This window comes from Reinekea forsetii, assembly GCF_002795845.1.
GTDB lineage: Bacteria > Pseudomonadota > Gammaproteobacteria > Pseudomonadales > Natronospirillaceae > Reinekea > Reinekea forsetii.
Genome location: NZ_CP011797.1, coordinates 2,613,800 through 2,637,901, shown reverse-complemented (window position 1 = coordinate 2,637,901; position 24,102 = coordinate 2,613,800). Strand labels below are relative to the sequence as shown.

At 48.3% G+C, this 24,102-nt stretch carries 23 protein-coding genes; 20 read left to right on the top strand and 3 right to left on the bottom strand.

Annotated elements, in window-relative coordinates:
- Positions 1–76 precede the first annotated feature (76 nt).
- Both REIFOR_RS12115 and REIFOR_RS12110 read left to right on the top strand, forming a co-directional pair.
- Positions 77–700 (top strand): single-stranded DNA-binding protein, encoded by a 624-nt coding sequence (locus tag REIFOR_RS12115; protein ID WP_100257808.1) that lies wholly within the window; start codon positions 77–79, stop codon positions 698–700.
- 112 nt (positions 701–812) lie between these two features.
- Positions 813–2,017 (top strand): IS3 family transposase gene (locus REIFOR_RS12110; RefSeq protein WP_405124661.1). Its coding sequence is split into 2 segments (ribosomal slippage): positions 813–1,149 and positions 1,149–2,017, totalling 1,206 coding nucleotides; the frame shifts between segments, so codons are not numbered across the junction.
- Positions 2,018–2,102: 85 nt separating this feature from the next.
- Here REIFOR_RS12110 and REIFOR_RS12105 read toward each other — a convergent pair.
- Complete coding sequence (locus REIFOR_RS12105) at positions 2,103–2,954, bottom strand: MurR/RpiR family transcriptional regulator (RefSeq protein ID WP_100257806.1); 852 nt, start codon at positions 2,952–2,954, stop codon at positions 2,103–2,105.
- Positions 2,955–3,146: 192 nt separating this feature from the next.
- Between REIFOR_RS12105 and REIFOR_RS12100 the strand changes: the two genes are divergently transcribed.
- The 11 genes from REIFOR_RS12100 to REIFOR_RS12050 all read left to right on the top strand — a co-directional run bounded on the left by REIFOR_RS12100 (position 3,147) and on the right by REIFOR_RS12050 (position 14,513).
- The gene (locus tag REIFOR_RS12100; protein ID WP_319418065.1) at positions 3,147–3,869 is read left to right on the top strand and encodes an N-acetylmannosamine-6-phosphate 2-epimerase; all 723 of its coding nucleotides are present in this window, start codon (positions 3,147–3,149) and stop codon (positions 3,867–3,869) included.
- A complete protein-coding gene (locus REIFOR_RS12095) occupies positions 3,866–4,753 on the top strand; it encodes an ROK family protein (RefSeq protein WP_100257804.1) in 888 nt (295 codons plus the stop codon). Before REIFOR_RS12100 ends, REIFOR_RS12095 begins: the two co-directional genes overlap by 4 nt.
- 175 nt (positions 4,754–4,928) lie before the next feature.
- The gene (locus REIFOR_RS12090; protein WP_100257803.1) at positions 4,929–5,810 is read left to right on the top strand and encodes an N-acetylneuraminate lyase; all 882 of its coding nucleotides are present in this window, start codon (positions 4,929–4,931) and stop codon (positions 5,808–5,810) included.
- A gap of 273 nt (positions 5,811–6,083) precedes the next feature.
- Complete coding sequence (locus tag REIFOR_RS12085) at positions 6,084–7,697, top strand: ABC transporter substrate-binding protein (RefSeq protein WP_100257802.1); 1,614 nt, start codon at positions 6,084–6,086, stop codon at positions 7,695–7,697.
- 115 nt (positions 7,698–7,812) lie between these two features.
- Complete coding sequence (locus REIFOR_RS12080) at positions 7,813–8,772, top strand: ABC transporter permease (RefSeq protein ID WP_100257801.1); 960 nt, start codon at positions 7,813–7,815, stop codon at positions 8,770–8,772.
- A 12-nt stretch (positions 8,773–8,784) separates the two neighbouring features.
- Positions 8,785–9,708, top strand: coding sequence for an ABC transporter permease (locus REIFOR_RS12075; protein ID WP_100257800.1), 924 nt, complete (start codon positions 8,785–8,787; stop codon positions 9,706–9,708).
- 4 nt (positions 9,709–9,712) lie between these two features.
- Entirely contained in the window at positions 9,713–10,708 is a 996-nt protein-coding gene (locus REIFOR_RS12070; protein ID WP_100257799.1) for an ABC transporter ATP-binding protein, read from the top strand.
- On the top strand, positions 10,709–11,782 hold the full coding sequence (locus tag REIFOR_RS12065; RefSeq protein ID WP_100257798.1) for an ABC transporter ATP-binding protein: 1,074 nt from the start codon (positions 10,709–10,711) through the stop codon (positions 11,780–11,782).
- A gap of 292 nt (positions 11,783–12,074) precedes the next feature.
- Positions 12,075–12,269, top strand: a complete 195-nt coding sequence (locus REIFOR_RS17200; protein ID WP_100257797.1) for a phytanoyl-CoA dioxygenase family protein — start codon at positions 12,075–12,077, stop codon at positions 12,267–12,269.
- A 597-nt stretch (positions 12,270–12,866) separates the two neighbouring features.
- Positions 12,867–13,763, top strand: coding sequence for an SDR family oxidoreductase (locus tag REIFOR_RS12055; protein WP_158524373.1), 897 nt, complete (start codon positions 12,867–12,869; stop codon positions 13,761–13,763).
- A gap of 75 nt (positions 13,764–13,838) precedes the next feature.
- Positions 13,839–14,513 carry a flagellar brake protein gene (locus REIFOR_RS12050; RefSeq protein ID WP_100257795.1) on the top strand — a complete coding sequence of 225 codons (675 nt, stop codon included), beginning with the start codon at positions 13,839–13,841 and terminating at the stop codon, positions 14,511–14,513.
- A 37-nt stretch (positions 14,514–14,550) separates the two neighbouring features.
- Here REIFOR_RS12050 and REIFOR_RS12045 read toward each other — a convergent pair whose 3' ends face one another.
- Positions 14,551–15,519 (bottom strand): polyprenyl synthetase family protein, encoded by a 969-nt coding sequence (locus REIFOR_RS12045; protein WP_100257794.1) that lies wholly within the window; start codon positions 15,517–15,519, stop codon positions 14,551–14,553.
- A 228-nt stretch (positions 15,520–15,747) separates the two neighbouring features.
- Here REIFOR_RS12045 and rplU point away from each other — a divergent pair, with 228 nt between their 5' ends.
- From rplU to REIFOR_RS12010, 7 genes are all read left to right on the top strand, one after another.
- Positions 15,748–16,059 carry a 50S ribosomal protein L21 gene (rplU, locus tag REIFOR_RS12040; RefSeq protein WP_100257793.1) on the top strand — a complete coding sequence of 104 codons (312 nt, stop codon included), beginning with the start codon at positions 15,748–15,750 and terminating at the stop codon, positions 16,057–16,059.
- Positions 16,060–16,071: 12 nt separating this feature from the next.
- The gene (rpmA, locus tag REIFOR_RS12035; RefSeq protein ID WP_100257792.1) at positions 16,072–16,326 is read left to right on the top strand and encodes a 50S ribosomal protein L27; all 255 of its coding nucleotides are present in this window, start codon (positions 16,072–16,074) and stop codon (positions 16,324–16,326) included.
- Between the two features lie 208 nt (positions 16,327–16,534).
- Positions 16,535–17,752, top strand: a complete 1,218-nt coding sequence (gene cgtA, locus REIFOR_RS12030; RefSeq protein WP_100257791.1) for an Obg family GTPase CgtA — start codon at positions 16,535–16,537, stop codon at positions 17,750–17,752.
- A gap of 107 nt (positions 17,753–17,859) precedes the next feature.
- Positions 17,860–18,990, top strand: coding sequence for a glutamate 5-kinase (proB, locus tag REIFOR_RS12025; protein WP_227003678.1), 1,131 nt, complete (start codon positions 17,860–17,862; stop codon positions 18,988–18,990).
- A gap of 1 nt (position 18,991) precedes the next feature.
- Positions 18,992–19,573: a DNA-3-methyladenine glycosylase I gene (locus REIFOR_RS12020; RefSeq protein ID WP_100257790.1), complete on the top strand. Its 582-nt coding sequence runs from the start codon at positions 18,992–18,994 to the stop codon at positions 19,571–19,573.
- 82 nt (positions 19,574–19,655) lie between these two features.
- Entirely contained in the window at positions 19,656–20,141 is a 486-nt protein-coding gene (locus REIFOR_RS12015; protein WP_100257789.1) for a methyltransferase family protein, read from the top strand.
- 152 nt (positions 20,142–20,293) lie between these two features.
- Positions 20,294–22,831 (top strand): efflux RND transporter permease subunit, encoded by a 2,538-nt coding sequence (locus REIFOR_RS12010; RefSeq protein WP_227003677.1) that lies wholly within the window; start codon positions 20,294–20,296, stop codon positions 22,829–22,831.
- Positions 22,832–22,858: 27 nt separating this feature from the next.
- On the opposite strand, the gene REIFOR_RS12005 is transcribed toward REIFOR_RS12010, so the two are convergent.
- Positions 22,859–24,063 (bottom strand): IS3 family transposase gene (locus REIFOR_RS12005; RefSeq protein ID WP_405124660.1). Its coding sequence is split into 2 segments (ribosomal slippage): positions 22,859–23,727 and positions 23,727–24,063, totalling 1,206 coding nucleotides; the frame shifts between segments, so codons are not numbered across the junction.
- Between the last annotated feature and the right edge of the window lie 39 nt (positions 24,064–24,102).

Genomic DNA, 24,102 nt, shown 5'->3' with positions numbered 1-24,102 from the left:
AATGCCCAGGGGCTTGAATTTGCGGCTTAACTAATAGATAGTTTATGAATTAGAACCACGGTAAATAGGAATTGTTATGGCTAAAGGTACAGTAAACAGGGTTATTATTCTCGGTCGTTTGGGTCAGGACCCAGAAGCCCGTTCAACGGCCAATGGCACCCAAGTGGTGAATTTGAACGTTGCCACCAATGAGTTGGGCCGTGCGGATGAGCAGGGCAATCGCCCAGATCTCACCGAATGGCACCGCATCGTGTTGTTTGGTCGGATGGCTGAAAATGCGGCGCAGTATTTGAAGAAGGGTTCTCAGGTTTACATCGAGGGCCGTGTGCAAACGCGTAAATGGCAGGACCAGAGCGGCCAAGACCGTTACTCAACCGACATCATCGCCAACGATATGCAGTTTATCGGTGGCGGCGGTGGCGGTCAGGGCGGCGGGCAGCAGGGTTCCGGTGGCAATTACAATCAGGCGCCACAAGGTGGTGGTTTTACCCAGCAACCGGCGGCACCGGCCAGTAACTATAATCAGCCGCAGCAGGGTGGCTATAACCAATCGCAGCAGGGTGGCTATAACCAACCGGCCCAGGGCGGTCAGGCGCCGGCCCCAGCGCAATCATCTCGGCAAGCACCACCGCCAGCCCCGAGTCAGCCAGCGCCACCGGCGCCGGGTTTTGATGACTTTGACGATGATATTCCGTTTTAGGGGTTACCTAAGAGCATTTGCGTGAAGTAATTTAATTAGCCCCTGAATATAGGGGCTTTTTTTATTGGCGCTGACCCGTCCTGAAATAAGTTGACACCTTGGAGACTTATTTATGGAATCCTGTTCTAACACAGGCCGAAAGCGCACTCAGCGTGATTACACCCTGGCCTTTAAATTGTCAGTGGTCGACCAAGTTGAAAAAGGCGAACTCACCTACAAACAGGCTCAAAAGCGCTACGGCATTCAAGGCCGATCAACCGTTTTGGTGTGGCTTCGTAAGCATGGTACCTTGGACTGGACCTCTCAACGTGTAAAACCCCTCATGAATAAAGAAACCCCAGAACAAAAAATTAAACGGCTCGAGAAAGCCCTCGAAGACAAAGAAGATTACATTTACCTGATGGATGAAACGATCAAGCGAGTCGACCAGATTAAGGGGACCTCTTTCCGAAAAAAGTTCTTAGAGTTGTTGCCCGAGAAGCTCAAGCAAGAGGACGAATGACACTGGCTCGAAGCTGTCGTTTGATAGGTATTTCTCGACAAGCCATGTATCAAGAGCTTGCTCGAAAACGCCAAAAATCAACGGCGCTATCACCCGTACTGGACTGGGTATATACGATACGTCGTGACTTGCCGCGCTTAGGTGGCCGGAAGCTCTACCACCTTTTGCAGCCAGAGCTCCAACGGCAACAGATTAAACTGGGGCGGGATGGTTTGTTTACGCTATTAAGGCAGCATCGTCTCTTAATCATGCCGGCACGTCAGTACCGTAAAACCACGCACAGTAAGCATTGGATGCGAAAATACCCAAACCTGTACCAGGGAATGGCCATTGACCGACCAGAGCAGGCCTATGTGAGCGATATCACATACTTGGAAAGTCGAGAGGGGGTGCATTACCTCTCGTTGGTGACCGATGCGTATTCTCGAAAGATTGTAGGTCATCACGTCAGTGATGATCTGTCAGCGAAATCCGTGGTAAAGGCATTAGACCAAATGCTTATCGAACGACAGAGCAGAGAACGGGCCATTCATCATTCGGACCGAGGACTACAATACTGTTCTGAGCTGTATCAATCACGCTTGGCGTCACAAGGTATCACGCCTTCAATGACCACAGGCTACGATTGTTACCAGAATGCGTTGGCAGAGAGGATTAACGGCATTCTAAAAAACGAGTTCTTAATCCATCAATACAAAGACAAAGAGGAGCTGGAGCAGGTCGTGAAAGAGTCAATCGATGCGTATAATCACAAACGACCGCACAGCAGTTTGGGGATGCGAACCCCAGCAAGCGTGCATGAAAAAGCCAACTGAGATGCTCAGTTGGCTCAATAAAAACCGTCAACATATATTAGGACGGGGCAGCGCCGCGAATATTATTGGGCGTAGCTTGGCGGACCTAAAAAAGCAAGCCGCTGATCGCATCGGCGGTTTCTTGTTGAGATAGCTGGTATTTTGCATTTCTAATGTAGATATTGGTCATGACAAGATCTATTAATAGCAACTGCCCTACTTTGGACGCCAGCTTCCCCGCTGTTAGGGGGGATTCAGGTGAACTGGCGACTAATAGACAGTCGGCGTCCTTTGCTAACGGGCTTTTTTTGGTATTGGAAATCGCAATAACTTTTGCACCCTGTTCTTGTGCGAGTTTGGCCGCTTTGACGATATCGACAGTTGAGCCGCTGCTTGAAATGCAAATAACCACGTCGTTCTGCTTTCGCTTTACCGCACTCATTAAACCTAAGTGCATATCGCTGTATGCCCGCGATGTAATTCCCAGTCTTATCATTCGATATTCAGCGTAGTTGGCGATAATAGACGATGCGCCGACACCATAAATATCGACTGATTCGGCCTTATCTATCCAGTCCGCACACTGCTTTATGAGCAGGCTGTCTATGAGTTCGGCAGTTGTTGCCAGGGCCTGCATGGCATCATTGGCAGTGTCGAAGGGGGTTTCGAAAGTATTATTGGTGCCGTTGTTCTTCTGTGCATTGAGAGAACCCTTACTATTCAACTCAATAGCAAGAGACATCTTAAAATCTGCAAAGCTGTTAAAGCCAATGTCTCGACAAAACCGAATAACACTTGCTTCACTTGATTTGGCATTCTCACTCAATTCTGTAATTGTTTGAAAAATCACTTTATCTGGTTCTTTTTTAACATAACTGCCAATGCGTTCTAGGGCGGGGGAGAGTCCATTAGTGTTGGAAAGAAGCTGCGCCAAAACCTTAGGTTGAGTTTTCATCATATATCTCAAGTGGGATCCAATGGTAGGCACTTTACTAAATCAAACTTCCACTAGCAAATATTCCTTCATGAAAGGCATGGTGTATGAAATATTTCATCATGGCGTATTGAAATATTATTTCACTGGTGTTAGTTTATGGTGAAATATTTCAGCTTTCATTATTGTTATGATTATTAGCTTCATATAAGGTTAATGTTTCTTATGAGCGACCTAGATATAAGTACCAATGTCCGCCAGCGACTTGATCGCGGTCTCATAGTGTCATGTCAGCCCGTCTTGGGTGGCCCAATGGATTCGATAGTTATCATAACTGCTATGGCTAGAGCGGCGGTGGAGGGAGGCTGTCACGGTCTGCGAATTGAAGGCGCTGCTAATGTGGCAGCAGTTTTTAGTGCAGTGAGTGTGCCCATCGTAGGCATTATTAAGCGCGACTTGACCGACAGTCCGGTAATTATAACGCCCTTGTTGGCAGATGTTGATTCCTTAGCTAGAGCTGGCGCACAGGTTATTGCATTTGATGCCACTAACCGCAAGCGCCCAGTGCCCGTGAAACAGCTTATTGAGCGAATACATCAGCATGGTTGCTTGGCAATGGCTGATGCCTCCAGCTTTGAAGACGGTTTAAACGCCTATCAGTTAGGGTGCGACTACATTGGCAGTACGCTTTCGGGTTATACCTCAGGGGTGGCGCCAGACTTGCCAGACATAGGCTTGGTGACCCAGCTGAAATTGGCCGGATGTGAGGTGATTGCGGAAGGCCGATATAATTCACCTGAATTAGCGGCAGCCGCGTTGCACGCTGGCGCCTTCGCTGTGACAGTCGGTTCAGCCATAACTCGAATCGAAAGAATTTCTAGTTGGTATGTTACATCATTGGCAAATGTTGATTACCCAGTTGGGGGGACAAGCAGGTGATACTTGCATTGGATATTGGTGGAACCAAGACTTCGGCGGCCTTAATAGGCCCCAACTTAAAAATTGTCGAAAAAAGGAGTATATCAACCCAATCGCCGAATTGGGCCATGTTTGCGCGAGCGTTAAGGGAGTTGATCGGAACTTGGCAATTTGATCGAGTTGCAGTGGCCACGACGGGTCGAATAGTCGAGGGCGTTTTACAGCCACTTAATACGGAGATGATTTCGTTCTGGAACGCCTTGCCTATTACCGATGAATTAACAAAATTATTTAGCCAGCCCGTATTCGTGGTTAATGATGCAGCGGCTGCAGCTTGGGGTGAATTCCAATGCATGCAAACCAGCGATGGTCCGCTGGTGCACAGCATCCTATATCTAACGATTTCCACGGGAGTAGGCTCGGGTTTAATTGTAAACGATAGGCTTGTGAGCAGTGCGAATGGCTTGGCTTCCCATGCTGGGCACTGTCAGCATTCCTTGCCCGGACTGGGTGTATACCATTGTTCCTGTGGTCGTACGAACTGTATTGAAACCATTGCCTCGGGAACCGCGATTGCTCATCGAGCAACGGTTGCTTGTGGCGAAACACTCAGCACTATTGAGGTCTTTGCTCGATACTACACCCACAGCGAATGTGCGCGGGTAATCGACCAAGCTGCCCATGCGATATCGGATCTGATTGTCAACATGAATGCAACAATGGGCATAGACCGTGCAGTGCTGGGCGGTGGGGTTGGATTACTTGATTTATTTCGCGAGCGAGTGAGGTTTTATATGCTTAAAAATCCGACGGTATTTCGAGCTGAGATCACAACAGCTGCCTTAGGTTCCGATTCGGGTCTGGTCGGAGTTGCACAATTAAGTAATAAGGATGAGGCTGGTTAAGCAGAATAAGGTGTAGCATTGTTAATCTAATCTGAGGGTTATGCTCGGTAGTTCTGGGGCTGAGGTTAGGTGACACAAAATTCAGATATGCAATTCACAAAATATTTTTTTGGTAACGTGAATAGAATAAATGGAATATTTATATATAATTTTTTAATGTAATTCGGAGGTTTATATGACTAAAAATTTTGCTGGAGAATATGCAGCGCTGCTTACCCCGTTTGACCAGAAGGAAAACATAGATTTTAAAAGCCTGCAGTCGTTAGTTGTTAATGCAATAGACCAAGACTTAACGGGGGTTTATGTGGGTGGTTCTACGGGCGAGGCCTTTTTGCAAAGTCAGGCCGAAAGAAGAGATTGTTTGGAGTCGGTAGCTGAATCAAGTTTAGGGAAGTTAAATCTGATCGCTCACGTAGGTTCTATCCGAACTAAGGATTGCTGTGAGCTGGCTAATGCGGCCAAAGGTGCAGGCTATCATGCCGTCTCTGCAGTTACGCCGTTCTATTACGGTTTTAGTTTTGATGCTTTACTTGACCACTATCGAGCGATAGTGGATGCGGCAGACGGACTGCCCATGATTGTATATAACATACCCGTTCTGACAGGTGTTGCACTGAGTGATATGCAAATTGAAGAATTACTTAACTTGGAAAACGTCATAGGGATAAAGCAAACATCTATTGATCTGTACCAGCTGGAAAAAATCGCCAACAGAAATCCGGGAAAGATAGTTTTTAATGGGTTTGATGAAATATTCCTTCCTGGGCAGATGGCTGGAGCTCAGGGTGGTATTGGTAGTACTTATAATGTTATTGGAAGTAAATATAAAGAAATTCAAAAATTAATTTGTAGTGGCGATGTGGGTAGGGCGAAGTCTGTACAGAAATCCGCGAATAGGCTAATCGATTTATTGGTTCTTGTTGGTGTAATTCCAGGGTTGAAATACATATTGCAACAGAAAGGCATCATTGCGACAGATACGGTTAGGGCGCCTTTTAGGATGTTGGATTCTATGCAGAAAAGATTAGTTGATGATTTTATTAGTTCAGCTTTATGAGATTAACTAATACCTCAACTTCTTGATATTTATATTTAGTCGTGATGTGATTTATTTTTACATTCCGGGTGCGTGTCGAATTTTTAAATCGACTGTTTTGATTTAACAAAGAAAAAAGAAAAAAGAAAAAAGTTAATGAGAATGTAGTGATGGTTCCATTGCCAAACCCAGGCTGGGTCTATCTTACGGGAAAGGTGTCTGTATTTTTAGATGGTCTCAGGCCGTCTTGTAAATCAGATGGGTTGTATTATAATAACAATTATAGGTGAAGTAATGAAAAAAATATTCGGAATAGCAGCACTAATTGCAGCTATACAGGTATCATCTTCTTTTGCTTTTGCGGAAAAGGTGAACCAATTGTCTGATGTTCGTGTACGGCAGGCCATTGCCTATGCAATTGACATGGAGACTATTGCTGACACTTTGCTAGAAGGGAAGGCCATTGCGGCCGACTCGATGATTCCTAATGGGGCTTGGAAAGCGCCTGGCCTTGATAATTATGGGTATAATCCAGACAAGGCGCGTGCGTTATTAAAAGATGCCGGCTGGGATGACACGCAAACGCTCGATGTAGTTTACTACTATGGCGATCAATTGACAGCCGACCTAATGGTAGCGCTGCAGGCCTATCTGGGTGATGTTGGTATTAAGATTACCTATCGAAAACTTGAAGGTGATGTAGGTGGCCAATTAGGTAAATTGGCTACTGCAGGTTCTGAAACAAGTGCCATTGAGTGGGATATGGCATACGGTGCGAAAGCGGCGTTAGCTTTACAGGAATATTATAATGGCTACCAGTCAGGCAAGAACTCCTATTCGCCCGGTAGTGCGCAAGTCGACAAATTGATCAGCCGAATAAATGGTACTGTCAATGTAAAGGAGCAGAAGCAGGCTTTTGTTGATTTCGAGAAATATGAAAACAAGAATCTAACTGATATTCCTTTGTATTATCAGCAGCTTTTTGTGTATGAAAGTGATCGCATAAATCGTCACGGTGGATCCTATGGCAACGAGCAATTCAATTATGATTGGGGTCTATTAGACTGGACTGTTGAAGCTGATAAGGACGGCAAGAGAGTCGCTTATACCAATACCGCTCCAAGCCAGTTTTTCGAGCATCCTTGGCTAAATCCTGGCATAACAATCCAGCAAAAAATAACTTTTGATCGGCTCTTGACTGCGGATGGTTCCCTGGTGCCAACCAAAGGTCAGTTAGCCAAGAGCTTTAAAGTAAGCAAAGACGGCATGTCGGTGTCATTCGAACTTAAAAAGGATTTGAAATGGCATGATGGTTTTGACCTGACAGGTAGTGATGTTAAAGGGTCTGTCGAATTGGCAATGAAGGTTCCTGGCATTAACGCAGTGTTCGCTAAAACGTTTGAATCAATTGAGGGTGCTCAAGACTATACCTCTGGCGGTGTGAAAGGAGTATCGGGTATTGTTGTGGATGGGCGTAAGGTGACGTTCAATTTCGCAACCTTAGATCCCAACATGTTGTTAACCTTTAGTCAGTTCCCTCCATTGCCTATGCACCTATTGGGTAGCGTAAATCCACTGGAATTTCAACAGCAGTCATATTGGCAAAATCCGGTGGGTTCCGGTCCGTATAAGATTGAAGAAGTTCAGATGAACGATTTTGTTCGATATACGCCATTTGCCGACTATCATGGTGGAATTGCAAAGATAGGCGAGATCGTTTCATTCCCAAGCGGCGAAAATGACGCGAACGTTTTGAAAAATGCGGCAGCAGGCAGACTCGACTTTGGCTTTACAAAATCGGTTGGGGATGTCAAGGCTCTTGAGGCAATGGAAAATATGAAAGTTGTTCCTGCTGATATTCCATACACTCGTTCGCTGCGGATGAACTCATATCCAAAAAAACCATAGTTAGATAAAGTTCAGGCAACCTGAAGAAATTCAGGTTGCTTTTTTGTATTTTTTATAAATATTATATTTGTCAACGCTATTTTTTTTATTACTAATATAAACATAGGAAACCGAAATGCTAACATTTATTATTCGGCGATTATTAATTGTATTCCCCATGTTGATAATAATTAGCTTCTTGGTATATCTAGGATTAGAACTTACTCCAGGTGATGCTGTTTCCCATATGATTAATCCGGAAATTGCGAATCAAATTTCACCAGAACAACTTTTGGCGCTGCGAGAAAATTTGGGTCTAAATAAACCTTTTATTGAGCGGTATTTTATATGGCTATCGCATGTATTACGGGGTGACTTTGGCCACTCGCTATCAGGTGGGGTCGCCATTTCTGAAATTGTTTTTGATCGCTTGCCTGCTACGTTAGAGCTATCTTTTGTTGCTATTGTTTTTTCGACGATATTTGGCTGTGTCTTGGGTATATTTGGTGCTCTAAATAAAGGCACTTGGACTGATAGCACCCTATCTGTCACGGGTATGCTCGGTATTTCAATACCAGAGTTTTTCTTTGGGCTTGTGGCTATTTTGCTCTTTGCTCTGCACCTGCATTGGCTCCCCGTTGGTGGACGTTTGTTGCCGGGTTATGATTCGTTTTTTGATAGGATCCCTCACTTAGTGTTACCCGGGTTAGTGATGTCGCTGATGATGACTGCTGGGGTTATGCGCTATTCTCGGTCAGCAATGCTGGATTCGCTCTCTAGGGAGTTTATTCGGACTGCTCGGGCTAAAGGTTTATCTGAATGGCGCATAAATTTCATCCATGGGTTTAGAGTAGCTTTAACACCTGTGGTTGTGTTGATCGGCTTCAGATTGCCGATTATGATTGGTGGTTCAGTGATAATTGAACAAGTATTTCAATGGCCAGGTATTGGCAACGAATTTGTTTTTGCAGTGCGCGGTCAAGATTATCCCTTAGTGATGATGATAGCTCTGCTGTCCGTATTTGCTGTTTTGATATCAAGCCTAGTTATAGACGTGTTGACAGCACTTATCGATCCGCGTATTCGATTGAATTAACGGAGTTAATTTATGATAAATAGAACCGAATCAGCACTAAATAGAAAATTTGATCTTTTGCTTGCAATGGAAGAAGCCGGAAAGCTAAAGCCCAGAAAGGGCAATAGAGCGATGCGGAAGATGTTTAATAATAAATTGGCTCTGGTCGGCTTGGTCGTATTTTTAATTATCACCTTATCTTCAGTGTTTGCCCCTTTTTTAGTGGATCACGATCCACAAAAAATTGATCTGAGAGGTATGCTACAAGAGCCATCTTCTGAGCACCTATTTGGCACGGATAAGACAGGGCGAGATGTGTTTTCTAGGGTTTTATATGGTGGTCGTGTTTCAATATTAGTAGGCTTAGGAAGTGCACTAATTGCAGCATTTATAGGTGTTGGCATCGGTAGTTACGCAGGCTATAAGGGAGGGTGGGTAGATCTATTGGCGTTGAGGATGTCTGAAATATTGATGGCCTTTCCGCAAATTATATTGGTTTTACTGTTGGTTTCTATTGTGGGGCAAAGTTTATTAAATCTTATTTTTATCTTTGTCTTAACCGGCTGGGGACCAATGTACAGACTAACCCGAGCACAATTTCTTTCGCTCAGAGAAGAGGAATATGTTCAAGCTCTACGAAGCTTCGGGTTATCCACATCTGTTATTTGCTATAAACATATTTTGCCAAACGCATTGGGGCCTATTGCAGTTAATATCACCCTGACAACGGCAATGTTTATATTGGCAGAGGCCGGGCTCAGTTTTCTCGGTCTGGGTGTCCCTCTCAACATACCGACCTGGGGAAATATCCTGAATGTAGCGCAAGATCTAAGGGTATTGCAAAATTATTGGTGGCTTTGGCTTCCGGTAGGAATGGTAATTTCCCTTTTTGTAATGAGTATTAATTTTATTGGTGATGGTCTACGCGACTCCGCCGATCCAACTCAACAGGGGTAGTTCAATGGTTGATGATATTGCTTTGAGCGTTAGGGATTTAAAAACATACCTATATACCAACAACCGATGTAATAAGGCCATAAATGGTGTTTCGTTTAATGTTTTGAAAGGTAAGACACTTTGTATTGTCGGCGAAAGTGGTTGTGGAAAATCCATTACTGCCTTGTCGATTATGCAGCTTTTGCCAGATTTATCTAGAATTGAAGACGGCGGTATTACCTATTTCTCTGAAAAAGGTCCGATGCGTTTAGACCAACTTCCTCGGAAAGGTGTGGAAATTAGAAAAATACGAGGGGCTGAAATAGCCATGATTTTTCAGGACCCCATGACAGCTTTGAATCCTGTATTTACAGTAGGATATCAAATCGCGGAGAGCCTAAGGCAGCATTCAGTCCTAAACGACAAAGAGATAAAGTTAAAAGTAATTGATTTATTGCATACCATGGGTATTCCAATGCCAGAGGTGAGGATGAATGAATTTCCACATCAGTTCTCTGGCGGTATGCGACAACGAGTCATGATCGCCATAGCGATGTCTTGCAATCCAAAAGTCTTAATAGCTGATGAACCGACCACGGCCTTAGATGTTACCACTCAAGCACAGATCTTCACATTAATGGATAAGCTTAAGCAAGAACACAAAACTGCCATTATGTTAATCACTCATGATATGGGTGTTGTAGCGGAACTGGCCGATAATGTAGCCGTTATGTATATGGGCAATATTGTTGAAGCCGGCACTGTTGAGGATGTCCTGCGTCGTCCTAAGCATCCGTATACCCGAGCCTTGTTGGCGTCAATACCCATATTAGGTCGAGGGCGGCAACAGAACATTAAGGCTATTCGAGGATCCACCCCAGATTCCTATGACCGACCTAAGGGGTGTAGTTTTGCACCGCGATGTGACTATGCTACTCAGGCCTGTGACGAGATGCCAGATGAAATTTATATTTCCGCAACTCATAGTGTCAGGTGTTCCCAATTGGAGGCCATTTCATAAATGAACAATCATACTGATAATTCTAACCAACTCCTCGGAGTTGAAGCTAAGCCTAATCAAGCATTGCCTGCTGACCCTAATGAGAAAATATTGGCATTGCGTGATCTGAAGTTATTTTTTCCGGTTAAAACTGGAGTATTCAAAAAAACAACGGGGCATGTGAAAGCTGTAGACGGCATAGATTTAGATATTTATAAAGGTGAGGTACTTGGCCTTGTGGGTGAAAGTGGTTGCGGCAAAACGACATTGGGAAAAGCGATTCTGCAGCTCATTAAGCCAACAAGTGGCGCGGTCTATTATCAAGGCTCAATAACCAATCAGCTGCCCATTGATCTTTGTAAACTTAGTCGCGACGAAATGATTCCGTTTAGGAAGAATTTACAGATCGTTTTTCAAGATCCTCATTCCTCACTTAATCCAGCCTTCACTATTTTTGGTTCTCTTGAAGACCCCTTAAAAGCACATGGTTTCTCAAAGAAGGCCGAGCGACGAAGGGTTATTGGCGATTTATTAGTATCGGTAAATTTACATCGAGAAGATATGGACCGTTACCCTCATGAGTTCTCGGGTGGCCAGCGGCAGAGGATTGGCATTGCGCGAGCGTTACTCGTTAATCCCGAACTTGTAGTTTGTGATGAGGCCGTCAGTGCATTAGATGTCTCAATACAAGCACAGGTATTAGAACTGTTGCTAAAATTGAGAGCTGAACGTAACCTAACTTACGTTTTCATTACCCATGATCTTAGCGTGACTGAATATATTTGCGACCGGATTGCAGTGATGTATTTAGGTAAGATTGTCGAGCTGGCTAATGCGGACGATCTCTACAGTCACACATTACACCCCTATACTGAGGCTCTTTTGTCAGCAATTCCAATCGCTGACTTAGATCGGAGATCGCATCGGATTATTCTAGAAGGGGACGTCCCCAGCCCCTTAAATCCGCCATCAGGTTGTCCTTTTCACCCGAGATGCCATAAAAGAATAGAGCGTTGTAAAACTGAAGTGCCGACATTGAAGGCGGTCCGTTCTGATAAGGGTATGCACATGGTTTCGTGTTTATTAAGCGAATAGATCCCAAGAGCTAAAGAGGTTTTTCGACGATAATGGCTACGTAGTGTTTGAAGGGTTTCTGGATCAAGGTGAGTGTTTGAACCTAGTAGCCTAGTCGCAGATGGTCATTGAGACTGCGGTGCCATCAGCTATAGCTGTTACGATGTCCATTTTAAAGATAAATTAAATTTAGTCACCCTAAAGCACGTAGAACGTATCCACAATTAGAGCGATTATTATCGCGAGCTTCCTCACAAAGGCCTTGGTGTCATTATCCGACTAGCTGTTAGGTGGGCTGTGGAGCTGAAAAAGCATGCATTGTTTCAATGAGGTCGCAGTAGGCGGAGCGGGTATGCCTGCTCATCAAGATGACAATTATTTCAAGGTTAAGCATCAAACGGCCGTGACCACGTGGTTGTCATCAAGCCACGCCGACGAGTTTAATGGTGCAATTTGTTATATCCCAGGCTTACATAAAAATGGCCTACTCGATCATGGCAACACATAGATCTTGGGGTTTTCGTTGGCAATCAATGATTGGTCTGACAATGACCAAAAATTAGTCGTCGGGCCCTATGAACAAAAGGCTGGGCTGTTTGAGCTACAAGGCTATTGAGTCTTTGACTTGGTTAAATAACTGGTTAAACACCCGACATAGAGGATACTTCCTCAAGCTCATATATAGCACACTGTTCGTCCTAGGTTAGCCTTTCGTGCCCGGTCGGTGGTGCTAATAGGATACCGTTTCGGTGGACCGGTAGTAGGACCGGATGTGTTCCCTAGATAAACCTAACTTGATTCAGCAAACACTGTCTCTCAACTTGACCAGTTAGTGTTCTTTTCTGTATGGGTGCAATCCCCGTCACGGTGCGGGGCTTGTACTCTCACGATAACGAAGGTTGCATATTACCAGGGCTGCTGAGCTAGGCCCTGTTCCGTGACCGGGCAGCGTAGCAACGATCAGCTCGCTAGCCTGGCGCGGCTGGACTCACTAGAGCACCTAATGAGTTCAGATCCTAATCTAGGGGTCAAATTTACGATGAACTGTGTTGTTCTGAGATCAAGCTGCCTATAATTCCGACCTTGAATTCCTTAAGGATCTATTGTGATCGAAATATCTGCCACGCTCAGCTTTCTCGTTTTAGGGTCCGATGGCCAGGCGGGTTTGGCGTTGTGCCAATATTTCTCTGAACGCCGCGTGCCGTATCAGGGCATAGCGACCCAGGAGTGCGCTTCGCTGGATCTGTTGGCGCAACAGATCGCTACAACGGAGCACCGCTATGTGTTTAATTTGCTGTTCGAAGAACCGACCGGTCATAGTCTGGCGGTGATTGATCACTGGACGCCGTTAGCAGAAACCATTGCAACCCGTTGCGCCCAGCATCAGCGGGGTCTGTTTCAGTTGTCCAGTGCTCGGGTCTTTTCCGGAAAGCTGGCTCGTGCTTATTCGGAGTTGGATGTGCCGGACCCAATTTCGCCCTTGGGGCAACAGTACTGGGCGATCGAGCAACGCACGGCCGAGCTGTGCCCACAGTCGATCCTAGTGCGACCCGGTTGGCTGTTCAGCGAATACGGGACAAACTTCCTGACCCAATTGGTCGATGCGGCCATTGGCCAGCAGGCCTTGAACATCACCGGTAAGTTGCGCGGCAATCCGACCGATGCCCATGCCTTGGCCAAGGTCCTGCTCGCCATGGCCGAACAGCTTGACTGCAACGCCCAGGAGCCAGCCCTATGGGGTACATACCACTACGGCGACAGTGACGCCTGCAGTCTCTTTACCTTTGCTAAGGCGGCGATTACCGCGGTTAAGTCGATGACCGAAGTTCAGGTTGAGACCGTAGAGGAGGGTGAAACGGTCACTATGGTGAATACCATCGCGGAGCCGGAAAATTCCGAACTGGCCTGTAAGAAAATCCTCTCAACCTTTGGCATTAAACAGCGGCCTTGGCGCCGAGGTATTCACGATGTACTGAAGAGTCTCTATCCCAGCCCCAATTAGGTTCGTCAGATTTGCCAAACAGTTCTCAGTTCTTGGCTATGCTTCTAGGTGATAACCTAAGGTTTTAGCCCAACTATGCCCACCCATGATCTATCTAAAATGCGTTTAACGGCCGGTCTCAGCATTAATCTGGAGGTTACCGGTGGGGAGGGGCAACAGCGCTACAAGGGCACCCTGATTGGCCTCGTGCCTGGGCGCACGGTATTGGTCAATACCCCAATGTTGGGCGATAAGCGGCCATTGTTGTTGCGTAAGAGCCAGGCGGTGGTGTGCCGATTTTTGTCTCACAAGGTTGTCTGTGCCTTTCGCAGCCAGGTGGTGCACCTCTGTACAACACCGATGCATTATATGCATCTGGGTTGGCCCAGTGAGGTAGAGGTCGGTACGGTGCGCAAATCTGAACGGGTTACGGTGAATTTACCGGTAGTGATTATTAATCAGACCAAAAACAGTGGCGAGGGTGCGCACGGCGCCATTGTCGATCTGTCGACCTCCGGTGCTCGTTTGGAGTCTGTTGATCCCGTCGGAGGAGTCGGTACACCGATTCTGGTCAGAGGCAAGGTTCTAGTCGGCCATGTCTCGAGATTGATTTCGATTGAGGCGCTGATCGTGGCCGAAGTGGGTAAATTTGAATTGGCCAATACCACCGCTGCCTACGGCATCGAGTTTACGGTGTTATCGGACCTGGATTTTCTGGCCTTGCAGGCCTTTGTCAACTGTCAAATAATCAAGCAAGACGACACCGATTGACGGCGCCCATGCCGACGGACGGGGCATTTGCCCAAACCTAGGTGCTGCGCTGGACGGCCATGGCTGCTAGGGCGGCTAGGGCGCGTTGGTAATCGCCGGTCGGAAAGTCTGCCAGGCTGGCAATGGCGCGCTCAGCGTGCTCAATCGCCTTGGCTTCGACATAGGCCAGGGCCTTGGTGCGTTGCAAAATTTGCAATATGTCGGGTAGTTGCTCGAGCGCGCCTTTGCGAATGGCGCGACGGATCAGCTTGACCTCGGCGTCGGTGCCCATCGCCATCGCATGAATCAATGGCAGGGTCGGCTTACCCTCGGCCAGATCATCACCAACGTTTTTGCCCAAGGTGGCCGAGTCGCCTGAATAGTCCAAAACGTCATCGATCAATTGAAACGCCAGACCCAAGTTTAGGCCATATTGCGCCAAGGCCTTGGTCTGTTCAGGAGTACAACCGGACAGGATGGCTGAAGTCTCTGCCGATGCCTGAAAAAGTATCGCGGTTTTACCCGTGATTACACTCATATACTGCTGTTCTGTGGTGTCAGGGTTCTTCACGTTCATTAGCTGCATCACTTCGCCCTCGGCTATCTGGCGAGTCGTGTTAGCCAGACGTTCCATGACCGATAGGTTACCAATCTTGACCAAAAGTTCGAAGGAGCGAGCATACAAAAAGTCACCAACCAACACACTGGGCGCGTTGCCCCAGTTGGCATTGGCCGTGGGCCGGCCGCGGCGCATGTCGGAAACGTCGACGACGTCGTCGTGTAGCAGAGTCGCGGTATGCAAAAACTCGATCACGGTGGCCAATTCATGGTGCTTGCTGGTAACGCCGCCGGTTAGGCCAGCTGTTAGCAGCACCAGGGTGGGGCGCATGCGCTTCCCGCCACTGGATATGATGTGTTCGGCTATTTTTTCAACCATCGGCACGCCTGAGGCGAGTTGCTGGTGAATAGTCTTGTTGACCGCGTCGAAATCGTCGGCGATAGTCTGAAATACGGCTTTTTGGTCCATCTAAGGATAGTTCTGCAGCTGCTATTGGGTGGGGATGCTAGGGAGCTGATTGCAGCCTGTCAAGAACGTTAACAAACGACTTGCATCGAGTGGGCTAAATCCGTATTATTTGCCGCCCGATCGGATAGCAACATTCCCTGTTATAGGGTGCCACAGCGTAGGCGTCGCCTTTAGAAACAGGTAGTAATGGTTTTCAGGATTGGTTGGTTAACTTTATTGGAGTAATTTATGTACGCTGTAATTGTGTCTGGCGGTAAGCAATACCGTGTCAGCGAAGGGCAAACCCTCAAGCTGGAAAAAATTGAAGCTGAAACTGGTGTCACCATCAGTTTTGAACGAATTCTGCTGGTTGCAGATGGCGATAAGATCAACATCGGCGCACCTGTTGTTGCCGGCGCTGTTGTTACAGCAGAAATTATTGCGCAAGGTCGTCACAAGAAAGTGAAGATCATGAAGTTCAAGCGTCGTAAGCACCACATGAAGCAAATGGGCCACCGTCAATGGTTCACTGAAGTTAAAATTACTGGTATCCAGGCATAACGGAGATAAATTATGGCTCATAAAAAAGCTGGTGGTAGTACTCGTAACGGTCGCGACTCGGAAAGCAAGCGTCTCGGCGTTAAAGCTTTCGGTGGCGAGGCTGTATCATCGGGCTCTATCATCATTCGTCAACGTGGCACTCGTTTCCACGCAGGTTTGAACGTAGGTATGGGTAAAGACCATACATTGTTTGCAAAAACCGACGGCAAAGTTGAATTTGTTGTTAAGGGTGGAAACAACCGCAAGTTTGTTAACATCGTAGCGTAATCTACGCACTTAACTCCTAAAAAGCCTCGCCGTGTTGCGGGGCTTTTTGCGTTTAAAGCAGGGTGTATCCAACAGTGAAACGTGCTGCTAGTTGATATTTTGGTGTTGAATATACGCTGTATTTTGTTTGCTCGGACCGGCGCATAGAACTTAAGATGTTAAGGCCTGTTCGGTTCAAGCTTACCTAACATTTAATGAGTATTAAAAGATGAAGTTTGTAGATGAAGCCACAATTGCGGTCGAAGCCGGCCATGGTGGCAAGGGTTGCCTGAGTTTTCGGCGCGAGAAATTTATCGCCAAAGGCGGCCCCGATGGGGGTGATGGCGGCTTCGGCGGCAGCGTTTGGGTCAAGGCCGACGTCAACGTCAACACCCTAGTGGACTATCGCTTTGTGCGCCGTTACCGGGCTGAAAAAGGCCAGCAGGGCATGGGCGCCGATATGACCGGGCGTGGCGGCAAAGAAATGTTTCTGGTGGTGCCGGTGGGTACGACGGTAATCGATGTCGATACCGACGAAGTATTGGTTGACCTTAAAGAAGACGGTCAGCAATTTAAGGTCGCCGAAGGTGGCGCTCGTGGCCTCGGCAATACGCGCTTTCGCTCCAGTACCAACCGCGCGCCGCGTCAAACCACCCCGGGCAAGGAAGGCGAAAGTCGTAATATCAAGTTTGAGCTCAAGGTCTTGGCAGACGTCGGTCTGTTAGGCCTGCCCAATGCTGGTAAATCCACCCTGATTCGGGCTGTGAGCTCGGCCAAGCCTAAGGTCGCCGACTACCCCTTTACCACCATGATTCCCAATTTGGGCGTCGTGCGTGTCGATGAGATGCGTTCGTTCGTGATGGCCGATATTCCGGGCCTGATCGCGGGCGCCTCGGATGGTGCGGGTTTGGGTATTCGCTTTTTGAAGCACCTGGTGCGCACACGGGTGCTGCTGCACATAGTGGATATGTTTCCGTTTGACGAATCAACACCAGCGGATAATGCGTTGGTGATAGCCAATGAGCTGGCTGCTTTTTCGCCCACCCTGATCGAACGGGAGCGCTGGCTGATTCTCAATAAGATTGACCTAGTGCCGGAAGACCAACGTCAGGCGTTGATCGACTCAGTGGTCGACGCATTAGCCTGGACGGGTCCGCTCTACGTTATTTCAGCCATGTCGAAGGTTGGTACTGAGAAATTGGCTCAAGATTTGATGACCTGGTTGGAAAATCGACAACTGCATCTGATCGAAAATCCGGAATTGGCCAAAGTCGATGACGAAAAACGCGCTCAGGTCGAAGCCGAAGCGCGTGAGCGCATCGAGCTGCTGACGGCTCGTCACCGAGCCAAGCGCGCTGCTGCTAAAGCGGGTGTCAGCGTTGAGAGTGATGATGACGACGATTTCGATGAAGACGACTACGATGTTGAGGTCGTCTACGAACTCTAGGTAATCGAGGTGCTCTATCGGTTGCCCTCTGGGCCGTTGCACTGCGGCTGAACCACAGGACAACGGCCCAAGTCGACGGCGGACCCTAACTGGAACAGGAAACTGAATTGAAAACAGCCTTGGTACCAACGCCGCTGACACGCGGGACCCGGTGGGTGGTCAAGATCGGCTCTGCCCTGCTAACTAACGATGGCAAGGGCTTAGACCTGCTGCGCATTGAACAATGGGCCGCCCAGATCGCCGAGCTTAAACTAGCCGGCATCGAGGTGGTTCTGGTGTCCTCTGGCGCCGTAGCCGCTGGCATGAGTCGACTCGGCTGGACCGAACGGCCCGGCTCGATGGAACTGCTGCAGGCGGCTGCGGCTGTCGGTCAAACCAAGCTGGTACAAACCTATGAAGACCTCTTCCAACCCTATGGGTTGCATACCGCACAGATTTTGCTCACCCACGATGACTTATCCGATCGCAAGCGTTATCTAAATGCCCGCAATACCTTGCGTGCTCTATTAGCGATGGCGGTGATCCCAATCGTCAACGAAAACGATACGGTCACTACGGATGAAATCAAGGTTGGCGACAACGACACCCTGGGCGCATTGGTCGCCAACTTGGTCGAGGCGGATGCCCTTATTCTGCTCACCGATCAGGACGGGTTGTTCGACGCCGATCCGCGCCAAAATCCACACGCAACGCTTATTCGTCATGCCCAAGCGACCGATCCGGCCCTAGTGGCAGTCGCCGGCAGCGGCGGTAAGTTGGGTCGTGGCGGTATGGCGACCAAGATTCGGGCAGCCCAGCTGGCGGCGCGCTCTGGTGCCGTGACGGTGATCGCCGGTGGTCGCATTGATCGAGTGCTCACCCGGTTGCGCGCGGGAGAGTCTGTCGGCACCTATTTGGAACCCGATTTGGCGCCCCTAGTCGCACGTAAGCAATGGCTGGCCGGCCACTTACAGATGAAGGGCGAGCTGGTTATCGATTCTGGTGCGGCGCGCGCCCTGCTCAATCAGGGTAAGAGCCTGTTGGCTGTGGGAGTGGTCTCGGTTAAGGGTAGCTTTCAGCGCGGTGAATGCGTCGCGGTTAAGAGCGAGCAGGGGCTTACCCTTGCTCGTGGCTTGGTTAATTACGATGCCCAGGATGCCGCCAAAATTGTGGGTCAGTCGACGCAGCAGATAAAAAGTCTGTTGGGCTTTATCAATGAGCCTGAATTGATCCATCGCGACAACCTGGTGGTGCTCTAAGATGGACGCAGTGCAACGTTGTGCCTGGTGTGGTGTTGATCCACTCTACCAACATTATCACGATACCGTTTGGGGCCGACCGGAACGCGACAGTCGAGAGCTGTTTAAAAAGCTTTGCCTCGACGGTCAGCAGGCGGGCCTGAGTTGGATTACCATCCTGCGCAAGGAGGCCAACTATGATGCGGCGTTTTTTGCTTTCGATCCGCTGCGCGTGGCGGCTATGACCGACGCCGAGGCAGCTGCGCAGATGCACAATGCTGGTATCGTGCGCAATCGATTAAAGATTCGCTCGATCATTAACAATGCCGCAGCTTATTTGGCCATTGAGCAAGGTGGAACGGATTTTTCGACTTACATCTGGTCCTTCGTCGGTGGCCAAACCGTAACCAACGCTTGGCTGACCCAGGCTGAGGTGCCGACCGAAACAGCGCAAAGTCGAGCCATGTCCAAAGCCCTTAAAAAGAGCGGTTTCAGTTTTGTCGGACCGACCATCTGCTATGCCTTTATGCAGGCGGTGGGAATGGTCAATGACCATCAGCCATCCTGTCATTGTTACCAAAGCCTAACCAAGCGAGCGAGATAAGGGCGATCAATTGTGACTTTTGACCGCTGAAATTTGGCTCTAAGCACCTTACACTGGCGACATTCTTTACAGGGCACAGCTTATGAACGAACGGCCGCCAATATTGCCACCGGCTTTGGGGCTTTTGATGATGTTGGGCGTGTTCAGTGCGCACTTTATTAAACCCCTTGCGATCCTATTGCATTACCCCTTTAACTATATTGGATTGATCCCTATTGCCTTGGGCTCGCTCTTAAATCTCCTTGCCGACCGCGAGTTTCGCCTCAAGGGTATGACTCAACTCCCGCTGGGCACGGCACCCGATACCTTGATACTGGTCACCAGTGGCGTCTATCGCTTTACCCGCAATCCAAGTTATCTGGGTTTAGTGTTGATTATCGCCGGTATCGCCCTATGGGTTGGCAGTTTGAGCCCGTGGATCGTGGTCATCCTGTTTCCCCTGTTTTTGTACAAAGCCTATATTCAGGTTGAAGAAAGCGAGCTTCAGGCACGTTTTGGCAGTCGCTATCAACAATATTGCCAATTGGTTCCGCGCTGGATTTTCAATCGACGCAAATTACCCGAATAATAGGGCCAATATCCCACCTTTTCGCTTTATCATGTAAACTGCTGTGCTGGTTATTAGTAGACAGGACGCAGTTTATGTTGCTCAAAGGTCAACAGTTTTACGAACGGCAAATAGCAGAAAAGTCGCATTGGTTACTTTTCTGGGTTGTTTGCGTGTTACTTATTTTAGGTTACCAGACACGCCACTTTGCACTCGATGCGTCCGCCGAAAGCCTGCTGCTGGAAAATGACAGCTCATTGGAGTATTTTCGCGAGGTGTCGGAACGTTATGGCTCGCAAGAGTTTCTAGTTCTGACCTTTACTCCGAATGGTCCCCTGTTCGGTGCTGAGTCCCTCGGTGCCTTAACGGCCTTGCGCAATGAATTGCGCGAACTGCCGCGTGTTGCTTCAGTAGTCACGGTGATGGATGTGCCGCTACTGGCCAATCCGCCGGTGCCAATGGCGCAACTCGTGGCCAACATTAAGACCTTGGAAACGCCTGAGGTTGATGTTGCTTTGGCCAAAACAGAGTTGGCCAATAGCCCGCTCTACGTGAACTTATTACTCAATCTGGACGCCAATACCACTGCCCTGCAGATTAACTTTCCCATTGATCAGGCCAAGGCAGACTTGCTGAGCGTGCGCACCGAGCTGCGCCAGCAGGTTGCCAACCTGCCCAAAAATGGCGCGGCCAAACAACTGGCGCTGATCGATCAATTGATTTTCCAACACAACCGCAATGTGGCTGACTTTCTGCATCAGGACATTGAAACGATCCGGGGCATTATCGCGACCTATCGCGGGCAGGGTGAACTGCATCTGGGCGGTGTGCCGATGATCGCCGACGACATAGTGCGTTTTGTAAAAAATGACCTAATTCTGTTCGGTTCCGGTGTGTTTCTGCTGATCGTGTTAACGCTGGCGGTTATCTTTCGCCAGCTGCGCTGGGTGGTCTTGCCGCTGGTTTGCGCCAGTGCAGTGGTCTTGGCGATGCTCGGACTGCTTGGTTGGTGGCGTTGGCCGGTCACGGTGATTTCGAGTAACTTTATTTCTTTGCTGTTGATCCTTACCCTGTCGATGAACATTCATATGATCGTTCGTTATCGTGAATTATTGCGTCGTAATCCTGCCTGGGATCAGCGCCAGCTGGTGGTGACCACGGTGCGGCTCATTGCCATTCCGTGCGTGTACATGGCCTTGACCACCGCAGTGGCCTTCTTATCGCTGATCAGCAGTGGTATTCGACCAGTGATAAACTTTGGTTGGATGATGACGGTGGGCATCTTGGTCGCCTTTGTGATGACCTTTGTGCTGTTTCCCGCCCTGTTGATGTTAATTGGTAAGCATCGCCAATCCGGAGAAGTCGAAGGCGGTGGACCGGTTCCGCTTATGTTAGCGAACTTTACCTTGCGTAACGGCCGCTTAATTATTTTACTCGGCGTTGCCATTGCCGGCTTTACCCTGATCGGTATCTCGCGTCTGATCGTCGAGAACAGCTTTATCGATTACTTTGATGAGGAAACCGAAATCTATCAGGGCATGACGGTCATCGATCAGCGTTTGGGTGGAACCACGCCGCTCGAGGTGATCGTCGCCTTTGGCGACCAGACCATTCCGCCCGCAGTGTCGGTAGCTTCGCCAGAGATGGCCCCGAATAGTGCGGACACCGATCTACCGGCAGAAACCGTCGATGACTTCAGCGATGACTTCAGCGATGAATTTGTCGACGAGGACTTTTTGACCATGGACGGGGACGGCATCGGGTCATTTGAGGACGATTTTGTTGGCATCGACGATCCCGATAAATATTGGTACACCACCGATAAGGTTGAGCGCATCAAAAAGCTTCATCGCTATTTGGATGAACTGCCACAAACCGGCAAGGTACTGTCGCTGGCGACCATGATGGAGATCGCTGAAGAATTCAACGATGGCGTGCCGCTGACCAATATCCAATTGGCGTTACTCTACACCGTTGTGCCGCAAGAGTTTCGCGCTATTGTGGTCGATCCCTATGTCTCGGTGGCCGACAATCAAGCCCGTTTGAGTGTTCGCATCCTGGATTCGCGTGAGGGCCTTCAGCGCGACATGCTGCTCAAGCAAATTGAACGCGATGCGGTTGAATTGCTTGGTTTTGCTCCTGGTGAAGTGAGGCTAACCGGGATGATGGTGCTCTACAATAATATGTTGCAGAGTTTGTTTCAGTCCCAAATTCTCACCTTGGGTGGGGTCTTTTTCGGCATTATGTTGATGTTTTTGATTCTGTTTCGCAGTTTGAAGCTCGCGCTGATTGCGATGGTGCCGAATCTGTTAGCCGCCATGTTGGTGCTCGGCATGATGGGTTGGCTGGGCATCCCGCTGGATATTATGACCATTACTATCGCTAGCATTACCATTGGTATTGCGGTCGATAATACGATTCACTATATAGTGCGCTTTAAGGCTGAGTTTGCTCACGATGGCAATTATGTCGAGGCCCTGAAACGCAGCCATAATTCGATTGGCAAAGCGATCTTCTATACCTCGGTGACCATCATCATGGGTTTCTCCATTTTGGCCTTGTCGAACTTCAAGCCGACCATCTATTTTGGTCTGTTGACGGCCTTTGCCATGGGGGTTGCACTGCTCGGTGCGCTAACCCTATTGCCCAAGCTGATCGTTATCTTCAAGCCCTTCTCGGTGGTTAAATTGACCCGTCCTAATATATGTTGACGGTTTTTATTGAGCCAACTGAGCATCTCAGTTGGCTTTTTCATGCACGCTTGCTGGGGTTCGCATCCCCAAACTGCTGTGCGGTCGTTTGTGATTATACGCATCGATTGACTCTTTCACGACCTGCTCCAGCTCCTCTTTGTCTTTGTATTGATGGATTAAGAACTCGTTTTTTAGAATGCCGTTAATCCTCTCTGCCAACGCATTCTGGTAACAATCGTAGCCTGTGGTCATTGAAGGCGTGATGCCTTGTGACGCCAAGCGTGATTGATACAGCTCAGAACAGTATTGTAGTCCTCGGTCCGAATGATGAATGGCCCGTTCTCTGCTCTGTCGTTCGATAAGCATTTGGTCTAATGCCTTTACCACGGATTTCGCTGACAGATCATTACTGACGTGATGACCTACAATCTTTCGAGAATACGCATCGGTCACCAACGAGAGGTAATGCACCCCCTCTCGACTTTCCAAGTATGTGATATCGCTCACATAGGCCTGCTCTGGTCGGTCAATGGCCATTCCCTGGTACAGGTTTGGGTATTTTCGCATCCAATGCTTACTGTGCGTGGTTTTACGGTACTGACGTGCCGGCATGATTAAGAGACGATGCTGCCTTAATAGCGTAAACAAACCATCCCGCCCCAGTTTAATCTGTTGCCGTTGGAGCTCTGGCTGCAAAAGGTGGTAGAGCTTCCGGCCACCTAAGCGCGGCAAGTCACGACGTATCGTATATACCCAGTCCAGTACGGGTGATAACGCCGTTGATTTTTGGCGTTTTCGAGCAAGCTCTTGATACATGGCTTGTCGAGAAATACCTATCAAACGACAGCTTCGAGCCAGTGTCATTCGTCCTCTTGCTTGAGCTTCTCGGGCAACAACTCTAAGAACTTTTTTCGGAAAGAGGTCCCCTTAATCTGGTCGACTCGCTTGATCGTTTCATCCATCAGGTAAATGTAATCTTCTTTGTCTTTGAGGGCTTTCTCGAGCCGTTTAATTTTTTGTTCTGGGGTTTCTTTATTCATGAGGGGTTTTACACGTTGAGAGGTCCAGTCCAAGGTACCATGCTTACGAAGCCACACCAAAACGGTTGATCGGCCTTGAATGCCGTAGCGCTTTTGAGCCTGTTTGTAGGTGAGTTCGCCTTTTTCAACTTGGTCGACCACTGACAATTTAAAGGCCAGGGTGTAATCACGCTGAGTGCGCTTTCGGCCTGTGTTAGAACAGGATTCCATAAATAAGTCTCCAAGGTGTCAACTTATTTCAGGACGGGT

Excerpts from the sequence above, each read along its gene's own strand:
- REIFOR_RS12115 (WP_100257808.1), top strand. The coding sequence starts at position 77 with ATGGCTAAAGGTACAGTAAACAGGGTTATTATTCTCGGTCGTTTGGGT.
- REIFOR_RS12105 (WP_100257806.1), bottom strand. The coding sequence starts at position 2,954 with ATGATGAAAACTCAACCTAAGGTTTTGGCGCAGCTTCTTTCCAACACT.
- REIFOR_RS12100 (WP_319418065.1), top strand. The coding sequence starts at position 3,147 with ATGTTTCTTATGAGCGACCTAGATATAAGTACCAATGTCCGCCAGCGA.
- REIFOR_RS12090 (WP_100257803.1), top strand. The coding sequence starts at position 4,929 with ATGACTAAAAATTTTGCTGGAGAATATGCAGCGCTGCTTACCCCGTTT.
- REIFOR_RS12085 (WP_100257802.1), top strand. The coding sequence starts at position 6,084 with ATGAAAAAAATATTCGGAATAGCAGCACTAATTGCAGCTATACAGGTA.
- REIFOR_RS12080 (WP_100257801.1), top strand. The coding sequence starts at position 7,813 with ATGCTAACATTTATTATTCGGCGATTATTAATTGTATTCCCCATGTTG.
- REIFOR_RS12075 (WP_100257800.1), top strand. The coding sequence starts at position 8,785 with ATGATAAATAGAACCGAATCAGCACTAAATAGAAAATTTGATCTTTTG.
- REIFOR_RS12070 (WP_100257799.1), top strand. The coding sequence starts at position 9,713 with ATGGTTGATGATATTGCTTTGAGCGTTAGGGATTTAAAAACATACCTA.
- REIFOR_RS12065 (WP_100257798.1), top strand. The coding sequence starts at position 10,709 with ATGAACAATCATACTGATAATTCTAACCAACTCCTCGGAGTTGAAGCT.
- REIFOR_RS17200 (WP_100257797.1), top strand. The coding sequence starts at position 12,075 with ATGCATTGTTTCAATGAGGTCGCAGTAGGCGGAGCGGGTATGCCTGCT.
- REIFOR_RS12050 (WP_100257795.1), top strand. The coding sequence starts at position 13,839 with ATGCCCACCCATGATCTATCTAAAATGCGTTTAACGGCCGGTCTCAGC.
- REIFOR_RS12045 (WP_100257794.1), bottom strand. The coding sequence starts at position 15,519 with ATGGACCAAAAAGCCGTATTTCAGACTATCGCCGACGATTTCGACGCG.
- rplU (WP_100257793.1), top strand. The coding sequence starts at position 15,748 with ATGTACGCTGTAATTGTGTCTGGCGGTAAGCAATACCGTGTCAGCGAA.
- rpmA (WP_100257792.1), top strand. The coding sequence starts at position 16,072 with ATGGCTCATAAAAAAGCTGGTGGTAGTACTCGTAACGGTCGCGACTCG.
- cgtA (WP_100257791.1), top strand. The coding sequence starts at position 16,535 with ATGAAGTTTGTAGATGAAGCCACAATTGCGGTCGAAGCCGGCCATGGT.
- REIFOR_RS12020 (WP_100257790.1), top strand. The coding sequence starts at position 18,992 with ATGGACGCAGTGCAACGTTGTGCCTGGTGTGGTGTTGATCCACTCTAC.
- REIFOR_RS12015 (WP_100257789.1), top strand. The coding sequence starts at position 19,656 with ATGAACGAACGGCCGCCAATATTGCCACCGGCTTTGGGGCTTTTGATG.